Here is a 13,050-nt window from a genome sequence, read left to right as displayed (position 1 = left end):
ACGCACCAGAGTCGTTAGTTAGACAAGCCATCGATTAGGCAGACATTTAATCAGACCACCATATCAAGCAGCAAAATCAGAGCCAGTCCGGCAACCGAAACAATGGTCGACAGCAGCGTCCAGGTAGCAAACGTCTCCTTCATAGTCAGACCGAAATACTCTTTTATCATCCAAAAGCCCGCATCGTTAACGTGAGAGGCTATCGCACTGCCTGCCCCGGTAGCCAACGTGACCAGCGCCAGATTGGCATGACTCTGCGCCAGGGTCGGAATGACCAGCCCGGCGGTGGAGATAGCCGCCACGGTGGCAGATCCCAGAGAAATACGCAGAATCGCCGCAACACTCCAGGCAAGCAGAATCGGGGACGCCGAAGAGCCGGAAAATAGCTCAGCCACATATTTCCCGACACCGCCATCAATCAGTACCTGCTTAAACGCGCCACCGCCGCCAATAATCAACAGCATGATACCGATATTAGCCGCCGCCACACCGCATGACGCCATCAGATCTTTCATCGCTATTCCCCGGGACAAGCCCATGGAATAGATGGCGAACAGCAACGAAATCACCATCGCGACAGAAGCATTCCCCAGCAGTTTAATTAATGCCAGCGCAGAATTATCCACCAACCCGGTTTCCTGTTGAATCATGGAAACGATGGTCGCTATCGACATTAATATTACCGGCAACATGGCGGTAAAAATACTGATCTTAAATCCCGGTGTATCCTCCAACTGGAAATTTTTGAGTGTTCCCAGTGAATCAATATTTCCGGTTTTCTTGAAGCCTTCTGGCACAATGACTTTCGCCACTCGGTTGAATACCGGGCCGGCCAACACGACAACCGGTGCGCCGACAAGAATACCGTAAAGCAGCACCGTACCAATATCCGCGCCATATTCACCGGCAATCATGGTCGGGCCGGGATGCGGCGGCAGAAAGCCGTGAGTCACTAATAGCGCCGCCGCCATAGGTATTCCCAAATGAAGAATAGAAACATTCAGTTGCCGGGAAATAGTGAATAATATGGGAATCAGCAGTACCAGGCCGACTTCGAAAAATAGCGCGATGCCGACAATAAAGGAGGAAATAACCACGGCCCACTGAATATGACGTTCACCAAATTTATGGATCAAGGTTACCGCAATACGGTGCGCGCCCCCTGCGTCAGCAATCAGTTTTCCCAACATGGCCCCGACGCCGAAAATAAGTGCAATATGGCCCAGAGTTCCCCCCAACCCGGTTTCGATTGATTTAATGACACCGTTAAAAGGGATCCCCAGAGCCAGTGCAACCCCAAAGGCCACAATAAGCAATGAAACAAAAGTATTTAATTTTAACTTCATAATTAAAATAAGCAGAACAACGATACCGATGCAAACAATAAGCAGTGGCATATTATTAACTCCAGATTTTTATAGTATTAAAGGTAAGATTTATCATCGTTATTTATATTTCCCTGGTGATAAGCAGTATTCCCCTCCATAATTAATTGATCATGTAATGGATGCATTATTCATCTTTAAAATTGCAGTCGAATTGGCACATCTTTTTTTCATCTTTAAAATCATTAGAGATAAAAACAAAGATAAAAAAACAGCGTAATGGGCTATGACGGATAACCGCCTATTATCTCCAAAGAGAGAAGGGAGTTATCGCGCCATATTGATCTTCAGTCAGACTGATTTATTTTTATCTGTGGTGGAATTATTTATTCAACGCAGCCATCCCCGCCTGTAACACACGGATAATTTCATCGGTATCATAAATGCACCCTTTCCAGGTCCCGCCGCTGACGGCCTGTAGTGCCGACCATAAGCGGGTATCATCGGGCAATTCAGGATGAGGCATCAAATCAGGATGAGAATGGCGCTGGGCCAGCACAGCCGCACCCTCTTCCGGCGTTAGCGGTTGTTGTTCACTGCCGATAAAATTAACCGACCCCACCAGCCGATCACGATCAATAATAATTTCAATCAGATCACCATTATGTAGTTTTCCAATCGGGCCACCGACCAACGCTTCAGGCCCGACATGACCAATACAGGCGCCGGTGGAAACACCAGAAAAACGGGCGTCGGTAATCAGCGAAACATGTTTACCATAAGGTAGATGCTTCAGCGCGGAAGTCACCTGATAAGTCTCTTCCATACCGGTGCCGGATGGCCCACCGCCCATGATCACCATAATATCGCCAGCATGGACGTTATCCTGTTTGATCGCCTTGATCGCCTGTGCTTCAGAAGTAAAGACATTGGCTTTGCCGGTATGACGGTAGACACCATCCGCCCCCACGACCGAGGCATCGATAGCCGTGGATTTGATGACGGCACCTTCCGGCGCGATGTTCCCCACCGGGAACGTGATGGTCGAGGTCAGTCCTTTATCATGCGCCTGCTGCGGACTCATGATCACCTCGTCAGGATGAATACCATCCAGCTCCTGCAAACGCTGGCGGAATATCGCCCGTCGTTCCGATTGTTCCCACCAATCCAGATTGGCGCCCAGTGTTTCACCGGTAACCGTCAGCACATCTTCATGCAGCAATCCCAGTTGGCGCAGATGGAGCATCACTTCCGGTACGCCACCGGCAAGAAACGCCCGCACCGTCGGATGATAGACCGGGCCATTAGGCAGCACACTGACCAGACGCGGAACCCGGCTGTTGACGGCGGTCCACTGCTCCACCGTAGGTATACGGCATCCTGCCGCGTGAGCAATGGCCGGAATATGCAACAGTAAATTCGTCGAGCCACCGAAGGCCGCATGGACAGTCATCGCATTTTCGATGGCTTTATCGGTCAGGATATCTCGGGTCGTCAATCCTTTACGTTCCAGTATGAGTGCCGCACGCGCAGACTGACGTGCAATCTCCAGCCACACTTCTTGCCCCGAAGGAGCCAGCGCCGAATGGGGTAACGCCATGCCCAATCCTTCCGCCACGACCTGCGATGTGCCAGCCGTGCCAAGAAATTGGCATCCGCCTCCCGGTGACGCACAAGCACGACAGCCGAGTTCCGACGCCTCTTGCAGAGTCAATTCATGGTGGGAGAAACGCGCACCTATTGTCTGCACTTTACCGGCGTCGTCCCCATGAGTTGGTGGCAACGTTGCGCCGCCCGGTACAATAATCGTCGGCAACCGGTGCATAGACGCCAGAGCAATCATCATCGCCGGCAAACCCTTATCGCAGGTAGCGACGCCGATCACCGCTTTGCGGGTGGGCAGTGAGCGAATCAGACGACGGAACACGATCGCCGCATCATTACGGTACGGCAGAGAATCGAACATTCCGGTGGTTCCCTGCGAACGGCCATCACAGGGATCGCTGATATAACCCGCAAACGGTACACCGTGATGACGGGTCACTTCTTCGGCGGCGGCACGCATTTGCATACCGATTTCCCAGTGACCGGTGTGGTATCCCAACGCAACTGGTGAACCGTCGGTGTTACGGATCCCGCCCTGCGTGCCCAGGATCAGCACTTCGCTGCCCAGCATCTTGTTCGGGTCCCACCCCATACCGGCATTGAGTGTCAGACCAAAGATATTGCCGCTTGGCGAATCGATGAGCATTTCCGGCGTCAGCGGCAAAGCCCCTTGCGGCCCGGCAGCGTGCGTATGAATATCGTAGATCTGTGCATTATCGTGATTAAAAATAGTCGAAATAGACATGGCTTATTCACTTATCAGTATTGAATGATCATTATCATTTTCATGGGTAACGATGGTAACGGCGCCCATCCGCAGCGTTATACCCAATAGATTTCAAGATACAGGAAGGCGGCAAGAGAGCGTCCCGATGAACTTACTCAAGTAAGTGATTCGGGGACATAAACGCAGCCAACACACCTGCAATTTGAAAGACAACGGGCATATGTCATTCCCCTGGCAAAACACCCGCATCAATCAACGTTTGCTTAACCTGCGCTTTTCGTGCCGCATTCAGCGGTTGAGTGGGAGGTAAACAGGTGGTGGAAATATCCAGACCACACAGGCACATCGCCTCTTTCACTACGTTAACAAATGGGCTGTCTATCTGATAAAGCCGCGGCAATTGCAGAATAATTTTATGTTTTTCCATCGCCTGAACCGCATCACCGACACAGACCGCCTGATAAAGCGCAACCGACAGTTGCGGAGCAAAGTTGCTGCTGGCGGAAATAGCGCCATCGCCTCCCAATAGCAATGTATTGAGCAAGTGGTCGTCAAATCCGCAGAATACGCTGAAATTTGGGTGTGCCGCCTTAACGATAGTGATCATGTCGCGCAGATGGGCAACCGAATCGATGGTGTCTTTAATGCCGACAATATTGGCATACGCATCGACAAGGCGTTTTACCAAATCAGGATAAAGATCCTGTCCGGTGAGATTCGGAAAGTTATACAGAATGATCGGCAACGTTACCGCCTGGGCAATCGCACCGTAATAGCCAAATACATTTTCTTCAGTGATTTGCCAGTAATACGGATTGATAGCCACGATGGCATCGGCACCTGCCAATTGCGCATGCTGGCTCAGCGCCACGGCTTCACGGGTATTGGTACTGCCTACACCAATCAGCACCGGTACGCGCTTATTCACGATACGGACAGCCACCTCCGCCAGTTGCATACGTTCAGCCGCCGACATCTGTGAAAATTCGCCACCGGTGCCGAGAAAAAACAAGCCATTGACGCCAGCCGCAATCAGATTGTCGATCACCCGCTGCATGCCCGCCTCATCCAGTGATCCATCCGTAGAAAAGATCGAGGATACCGGGGGAATAATCCCGGCGAATTTTGTGGCAGAACTCATTTAACCGCTCCTTACATCATCAAACTTAGAGAAGGGAAGGCATCGCCTGATCACAACAATCGATATGTGTCAGTCGATCTTCATTGATATTTTGTTTTATATTATAGAACTAAGTTCTACATTAACGAAATGATACTAACACTGCAATTTGTGGTGAGTAAATAACCATGCTGATGATAAGTCCTGGAAATGGCTTGCAGATCACAAAATAAAATACGAGCACAATAACCAACAAACGTTATCGTATTTTTTTAATATATTGATATACATAGATTATGTATGGAAAAACGCCATATCAATACGGCGTTATATTGTGGGGACTCAATGGTATGAACGATGCCTGCTGCTTCATCATACCGATACGATGAAGCAGACATTACTGGTCAGGCGAAAAGTGGATGAATTACTTATTCAGACGTTGCCCACTGGCCTGATCGAAAATATGAACAGCATTTTCTTTCGGACGCAGATAAACCTGATCACCTTGTTTCAGCGCCAGACGCTGTTTTTGGCTAATGGTGATACGTCTGCGATCGCTGAGCAGACAGAAAATATGCACATCGCTGCCGGTATTTTCAATGACATCCACCTGCGCAGCGATGGCGCCTTGCGGGTCTTCCACAAAATCAAACTGCTCTGGACGCACGGCATAAACAATCTGCTGACCAGACACCACACTGACCTCCTCTGGCACCGGCAAAACCGTATGTTCATCCAGTTGCAGCATCAACCTGCCGTCACGTTCAATCGCCCAGGCGGAAATCTGGTTGATCTCCGGTGAGCCGATGAAACTGGCCACAAAGCGGTTGGCTGGTCGGTCATACAACTCCAGTGGCGTACCCGACTGCTCGATCACCCCATCCCGCAGCACCACAATCATTTCACCCATGGTCATGGCTTCAATCTGATCGTGCGTCACATAGACGGAGGTCGTATGCAGACGCTGATGCAATTCACGGATTTCTGCCCGCACCTGAGTACGCAGTTTGGCATCCAGGTTAGACAACGGTTCATCAAACAGGAACACCTGAGGATTACGCACAATGGCACGCCCCATCGCCACACGTTGCCGCTGACCGCCTGAAAGCTCCTTCGGCAAGCGGTCGAGCAATTTCTCCAGCCCTAGCAGTGCCGCAACATCATCCACTTTCTGGTTGATCGTTTTCTTTGGCATCTTCGACAGCTTCAGGGCAAACCCCATATTTTCCCGTACCGTCATTTGCGGATAAAGAGCGTAACTCTGGAATACCATGGCGATATCCCGCAACTTGGGCTCCTGCTCCGTCACATCCTGACCGTTGATATACACCTGCCCACCAGTGACGTCCTCCAGGCCGGCAATCAGCCGCAGCAGTGTGGACTTTCCGCAACCACTGGGCCCCACCAGCACACAGAATTTTCCTTCCGGAATCTCCAGCGACACATCACGGATGATTTTTGTGTCGTCAAAAGACTTACTGACGTTTTTCAGAATGACAGAACCCATAACTATCCTCAGTATTCTTTATGCGGCATGATGCACCGCTTTAACGCTGTGTGCAGCCCCGTTCAGGAACGGCATTCCCCTGGAATATCAACCTTTAACCGCACCGGACATAATGCCGCGGTTAAAATATTTCTGTAATCCGAGATACACGATGGCACTCGGCAACATCGCCAGCAGCGTGATGGCGATAAACACGTTCTGTGAACTGTTTTCATCCGAGCTAAGTACCCGCAGCATCACCTGAATGGTGTACATGCTTTCATCGTTGACCACGATCAACGGCAACAAGTATTGATCCCAGATCATGATGAAGCCGAAAATCACCACTGTCCCCAGCGCCGGACGAACCAGCGGCAAAATAACGTGGAAGAAAATCTGCCACTCGGAAGCGCCATCCACCCGGGCGGCATCTTCCAAATCTTTGGGAACAGCGGACATGAATTCACTCAGCACGAAAATGGAAAACGCCCACCCGACAATCGGCAAAACCATGCCCAGATAACTGTTGGAAATAGAGGCGTCAAAAACGGGCAGTTTCCAGTTGATGATCACATACAGCGGAATGGCAATGACCTCTTCCGGCAGCATCATGGTGGAAAGAATGATCAGGCCGACAATCGCCGCGCCGCGGAATTTTTTGCGCGATAGCGAATACGCAGCCAGCGAGCTGACAGAGACTTGCAGTATCAAACCAAACGCCACAACCACCAGCGAATTAAGCAGATATTTCCACACCCCGACACTCATCCATGCCTGTCGGAAATTATCCAGTGTGAAATGTGCCGGCCACAGTAGCAGTTCCCCCGGCTTCACGGTGACACCGCTGAACGCGGTCATAATAATTCCCCAAAAAGGGCCAACGAATATCATCAGTACCGCCGCGTAAATAATGCCGCAACCGACGCGATCCCGCATTTTCATTTTCATAAGCATTACCCTATTTACTCAGACTGGCGATGTCGGTCATTAATACTTCACGTAGCGCTTCTTGATCAGGAAATGAAGCATGGTGAGCAATACCGTGAAAATAAACAGCACGAAAGACACTGCCGAGGCATAGCCATAATCGAACTGGATAAAACCTGCTTTATAAATTTGCGTCATGATCACTTCTGTCGAATCAGCAGGTCCGCCGCCGGTAGTGGCATAAACTTCGGCAAACACCCGGAAGCCACGAATGAAAGAGAGCATGATGATGACGGAAATCGCCGGGATCAGACTAGGCAATGTGACATAGCGCAGACGCTGCCAGCGGCTGGCGCCATCCACATTGGCGGCGTCATACAATTCACGGTTAATCCCCGCCAGTCCGGCAATAAAAATAACCATGTTATAGGGAACGGCTTTCCAGATTTGCAACAGCATTACTGTCAGTAACGCCTGATGGGGATCGGTCAGAAATCCCTGCGGAGCAATATGAAGCCAGGAAAGAATATGGTTCATGACACCATCTGGCGTAGGGTTAAACAGAATTTTCCACATTTCCGCGACAATTGCCGCACTGGTAATCGCCGGCAGGAAAATGGCCGTGCGAATAAAACGTAAATGTCGAGCCGGACCTTCCAGCACAATCGCCAGAAAGAAAGCAATAAAGGCTGATACCAGCGCCGTGACCACCACGTTAAGTAGCGTATTTATCGTCGCATGGTATAAATCACCGTCCGACAATAAACGCGTGAAATTACTTACGCCCACCCATTCATCCGGCTGGCCGAAGTTCACCTTATAAAAACTCATTATCATTCCCTGTACCATGGGAATGAATTTAAACCACGTAAAAACAATTAATGCCGGTGCCAGAAATATCCACGGCGTCAATAATCGTTTTGTTTTTGGGTTAATGATACTCATACATACCGCCCTGAATGGAAACGACGCAGTGCCACATGGTGTCGGTGGCACCGGAGAGAAACGCTTATTTTGCCAACACTTTCTGTTTGCTCAGTTCGGCATTCACCTTGACATTCAGTTTTCCAAGCTCGGCCGGAATATTGGAGCTGCAATCAGACAATATCCGGTTAAACCCGTCGGCGGTTAATTGACGAATCGGTGTCCAGTTGGGTACAGCCGGAACATAACGCCCATCAGTAGCATACTGCTCTGCAAAGACTTTCCAGCGCGCATCGTGGTAGACCGCATTGGCATCAATGGTTTTATTCACCGGCAGACGAACAATGGGTTCGTTTGGCATACCGACGGCCATGCCGATCTTCTGCCCTTGTGGTGAAATCATGAAGTCGATGAATTTGGTCGCCAGCGCTTTCTGCTTGCCGCTTTTCACCAGATAGATAGCTTCACCTTCCGCAATACTGGCTTGGCTGGCCGGGCCACGCGGCGGTTTCACTACTTCAAACTTGTCCGGACCCGGCTCCTCGGAAAATACCGGTAGGCTGTAAGGACCAGACAACACCATCCCGACCTGACCGGACCGGAACGCATTGGAAACATTAGAGGTAACCGCGTTGATGGCACCCGGCTGAACCAGCTTTTCACAGACCATACCGCGCATGAAGGTCAGCGCATCCACGACGCCTTTCCCATCCATGGTGGCTTTGAAGCCGCCATTTACCGGACGAACGAATTCACCACCGGCCTGCCAGATGAAAGAGGAGAGAACCCAACTGGCGTAACCGCGGGTGGAAGACCCTGGCAAACCAAAACCATAGGTATCGTTCTTACCATTGCCATCGGGATCTTTCAGTGTGAAGGCTTTCGCCAACGCCTTCAGATCGGCCCAGGTTTTCGGCTGAGGCAATCCCAGTTTTTCGCGCCAGTCCTTGCGGATATACAATGCAGAGGCCTGTACAGACGTCGGGATACCGTAGTATTTTCCATCGTCGTATTTCAGGCTGTTAAGCGCCGTGGGTTGAAGATCCTTGCCATTGGCAAGACTGGCTGGATCGATAGGATCGACAATACCCAACTTGATAAGCTGCCCCATATAAGCGGCGTCATTAATGATCAGATCCGGCAGTGTATTACCTATCGCTGCCCGTGCCAGACGCTGTTCGAAATCGGTACTGGCACTGAAGTAGTTGATTTTGATGCCAGTCGTTTTCTCAAATGCCGTCGCTTCCTGCTCATAAATAGTCCGGGCATTATCGTTGGCACGAATCCACACTTGTAATGTATCGGCAGCATGAGCGGCCAGGGTACTGCTGGCCAATAACGCGGTAATCACAGCTTTGGTTAATATCTTCATTTTTTGATTCTTCCTCGTTTCCCGTCTGGCCCTAGTGTTGGTATGACATAACGTTATTTTCTAGAGAACACTGAAACTTCAAAATGATTACTAAACAATAAATTTATAGTAAACAAAGCCAATTAACAGTAAATCAATCTCGGTCTATTCTGTGATGAAGATCGATGAAAATGACAGCACCTTCTGGTGCCCAGACGGTTTATCACTGCGCTTTCATCTACCATTACTTGTTTTTTTCTCCCAAGCACAGCGCCAGTGTTTTAATTTCATACGGTGTGAAATGCAGGGTGATGCCCTGTTCTGCCCGCGTGTTTTGGTCTTCCATCACTTCCAGCAGATCGCACTCCGCCCACCACAACACGGGAAAAGCCGTTTTCAGCGTGACGTGCTGGCGACCACCGGCAAATTCATGTAACCGGATAATCAGCCAGTCACCCTGTTCGGCTTTTTTCAGTGCATCCAACTGGATAAACGGATGCTCGACCTGTACCAGTGGCATGGCGGGTGCTCGCCACTCTCCCGACATCACGCTCAGTGGTTCATTCAGGTAAAATGCTTGTTGGGCAGTACCTGCGTCACGCCAGTCACCGGCATGCGGCAACAGCGAATAGGTAAAGATGTGCTCGCCACGATCGGCATGGGCGTCCGGACTGACGGCAGATTTAATCAGCGTTAACTGCATCACGTTGTCCCTGATGGCATGACCGTATTTACAGTTATTCAACAGGCTGACGCCGTAACCATACTCAGATAAATCCGCCCACTGGTGAGCCACGCTTTCGAAACGGGCATAATCCCAACTGGTGTTCCAGGTGGTTGGCCGTTTTACATTACCAAACTGGATATCATAGGTAGCCTCGGTGGCGCGCACCGCCACCGGGAACGTGACCTTCAGTAGCTGGTTGTAGTCCTGCCAGTCCACATGGGTGTGGAAATCAATGCGCTGTAGTTGGCTGTACAACTGGATCTGCTGCACGATGCGGCTACGATGATAAGTCCAGATAAATTCAATCACACAACGCAGTTCACCTTGCTCCAGCACGGTGACTGATTCCAGTTCAGTGACGGATCGTTGCTTCTGGCAGTAGAAAATTTCGATATCCCAGGCGTCGTATTTCAGCGGTTTATCTTCATAAACGGTGAGAACATTACCGTAGTCCGCCAACACCTCGCGTTGATGCTGACGGTCAAAAATGCGTGTCAGATGGCCTTGTTCGTTCCAGTTAATCAGGTAAAACGGGGTTTCTACTTGCCCTTCACTCAGATTGAATGCCTTCGCCGCCACGGCATCCACCGGTGTGCTGTCGTGATACAGCGTGACACCATTGAGTGGCGCGAGATTATGTAACGCCACCAGCCAGCCATCCGGGGTACGCTGTACCGGTACGTCATTACCATCAGTGGTTTTCCAACTTCCTACGCCATTACCCGGAATAAGGGCCATATCGTCGCGTGTCCAGGCGGCGCTGTTCAACACCGTCACCGCCGCCCGGTTTACTTGTAATAATTCATGCTGACAGTCAGTCAGAATCGTCTCGGCAATATGGGTGGCCTGTTGATACTCCCGCTCGGCATCGCGGTAAACTTCAGCAATCGACGAACCGGGGATGATGTCGTGAAATTGATTACGCAGCAGGATTTTCCAGCCTTCGGTTAGCGCCGCCTGCGGATACTCTGCCCAGTCACCGCGCATCATTGCCGTCAATGCCTGTAGCCATTCAATACGGCGATACTGTAACTCAGCCTGGCGGTTGGCTTTCTTCACCTGTGCCTGACTGGTGTACGTTCCCCGGTGACTCTCGAAGTAAAGCTCGCCATCCCAGGTATGTTGATAACATTCACTTTGCTGTAGCCGGTTTTCCAGCCGCTCGAAGAAATCATCCACCCGGCCATGCTGGATGTTGGGTAACGCTGGCATGTTGTCAAAACGACGCAGCAGTTCCAGCATCACTTCCGTCGGTCCGCCGCCGCCGTCGCCAAAACCGTAAGCCAGCATCAGTTCCTGGTTTAGCGGTTTATCTTTGTAGTTATCCCATAACCCCTGTACGGATTTGGCATCCACCATGCCGTTATAGGTATAACGCGGATGCCCCTCCTCAGGGGTAGTGATGAAATGCGCCAATACCTCACTGCCGTCAATACCGCGCCAGGTAAAAGTATCGTGTGGCATCTGATTGAATTCATTCCAACTGATCTTGGTGGTCATGAAATAGCGGATACCACTTTTTTTCAGAATCTGAGGCAATGCCCAGGAGTAACCAAACACATCCGGTAACCACAGGCATTGCGGTGTCACGCCAAATTCTTCCTGCATAAAACGACTACCCAGCAGAATCTGGCGAACAAACGATTCGCCGGACGGCAGATTGCAGTCCGCTTCCACCCACATAGCACCATCCACTTCCCAGCGCCCTTCTTGCACCCGCTGTTTAATCTGGTGATAGAGTGCCGGATAATCCTGCTTGATGTAGTCATACAACTGTGGCTGTGACTGGAAAAAAGTATATTCCGGGTAACGCTCCATCAACCGCAACACCGTGGAAAAAGACCGGGCGCATTTTTCACGGGTGTGTTTTAACTGCCAGAGAAACGCCACATCGATATGAGTGTGCCCGACACAATGTACAGTGACCGGATGTTGTTTATTCGCCTGCGGGTACTCACGCTCCAGTTGTTCAGCGGCAGCGGCAATCGATGTATAGAAACCATCACTGCCAGGATCGCGCCAGTCAATCAGGTTGTAGGCCAGGTCGGTACAGGTCAGCAACTGAACCCGGTGCGGATCGTTATCCGGCAGGATCGCCAGCGTTTGCAGAATCCCCAGCGTGGTGTAATACAGTGTATGAGTTGGTTGATCACACAATGCAAAGCTGATGCGCTCAAAGGCGCTGCCAACATGGAATGCCTGAAAATGTTTACGCACTTTACCTTCCAGAATGCCGGACCAGATGCGAAAACAGAATTCGACGGTTTGCCCAGCCAGCGAGTCAGGTATAACGACTTGAGTATGATTTTGATCGATGCCCTGAAATGGCTGCCCGTTAAGGTACAACAAGGCCTCAAAATCCCGGCGCTGTGCGCCCAGGCTGAAATCGAACTCGCCGACAATCATCTGCCCGGCCCAGTCTGCCGGGAAAGTATGTCGCAGTTTCAACCAGACGTAGATATCCCTTTCCCGCCAGTGAAAACCGCGCAAGCAAGACTGCCAGTCAGCATCATCAGCCGGAGGTTGTGCGCCATTAATGCCTTCCCGGTCAAAGCAGATTTCAGCCTGTTCAACCTGATAATGCTCACGCAGCCGGTACTGGGCCACTTCGTCCAAACGCTGACTTAGCTTTTCTTCGGTAAAAAACATCACATTCTCACTCTGACGACGGCGCCTGACGCTGCGCTCACTGGCCCGGGAGCATTGATTACTCCATTTAAGTATCATGGATAATCATAAACATCACAGCCTGCGTTAACAGCAGGTGCTCATTTAATAGCACCCCTATAATGTTTAGTAAACTTTGTGTTTCCAATAATGTTATTTCCGTGAGATGGTTCACATTCGCAATGTTATTT

At 50.5% G+C, this 13,050-nt stretch carries 8 protein-coding genes; all 8 read right to left on the bottom strand.

Annotated features, from left to right (window positions below; translation table 11 throughout):
- Window positions 1–50: 50 nt before the first annotated feature.
- Entirely contained in the window at window positions 51–1,397 is a 1,347-nt protein-coding gene (locus CWC46_RS06400) for a gluconate:H+ symporter (protein ID WP_021017083.1), read from the bottom strand.
- Window positions 1,398–1,707: 310 nt separating this feature from the next.
- Window positions 1,708–3,675, bottom strand: coding sequence for a YjhG/YagF family D-xylonate dehydratase (locus tag CWC46_RS06395; RefSeq protein WP_021017084.1), 1,968 nt, complete (start codon window positions 3,673–3,675; stop codon window positions 1,708–1,710).
- Between the two features lie 205 nt (window positions 3,676–3,880).
- Window positions 3,881–4,798 carry a dihydrodipicolinate synthase family protein gene (locus CWC46_RS06390; RefSeq protein WP_021017085.1) on the bottom strand — a complete coding sequence of 306 codons (918 nt, stop codon included), beginning with the start codon at window positions 4,796–4,798 and terminating at the stop codon, window positions 3,881–3,883.
- Window positions 4,799–5,201: 403 nt separating this feature from the next.
- Window positions 5,202–6,284 (bottom strand): ABC transporter ATP-binding protein, encoded by a 1,083-nt coding sequence (locus CWC46_RS06385; protein ID WP_021017086.1) that lies wholly within the window; start codon window positions 6,282–6,284, stop codon window positions 5,202–5,204.
- Window positions 6,285–6,371: 87 nt separating this feature from the next.
- A complete protein-coding gene (locus CWC46_RS06380; protein WP_021017087.1) occupies window positions 6,372–7,211 on the bottom strand; it encodes a carbohydrate ABC transporter permease in 840 nt (279 codons plus the stop codon).
- A gap of 39 nt (window positions 7,212–7,250) precedes the next feature.
- Window positions 7,251–8,135 (bottom strand): carbohydrate ABC transporter permease, encoded by an 885-nt coding sequence (locus CWC46_RS06375; protein ID WP_021017088.1) that lies wholly within the window; start codon window positions 8,133–8,135, stop codon window positions 7,251–7,253.
- 64 nt (window positions 8,136–8,199) lie between these two features.
- Entirely contained in the window at window positions 8,200–9,486 is a 1,287-nt protein-coding gene (locus CWC46_RS06370) for an ABC transporter substrate-binding protein (protein ID WP_021017089.1), read from the bottom strand.
- A gap of 223 nt (window positions 9,487–9,709) precedes the next feature.
- Window positions 9,710–12,919: an alpha-mannosidase gene (locus CWC46_RS06365; RefSeq protein ID WP_237160211.1), complete on the bottom strand. Its 3,210-nt coding sequence runs from the start codon at window positions 12,917–12,919 to the stop codon at window positions 9,710–9,712.
- Window positions 12,920–13,050 lie beyond the last annotated feature (131 nt).

The organism is Prodigiosinella confusarubida, from assembly GCF_002847015.1.
Classification (GTDB): Bacteria; Pseudomonadota; Gammaproteobacteria; order Enterobacterales; family Enterobacteriaceae; genus Prodigiosinella; species Prodigiosinella aquatilis.
Note: the sequence above shows the minus strand (reverse complement) of the source record. Positions and strands in the feature narration are given on the sequence as shown.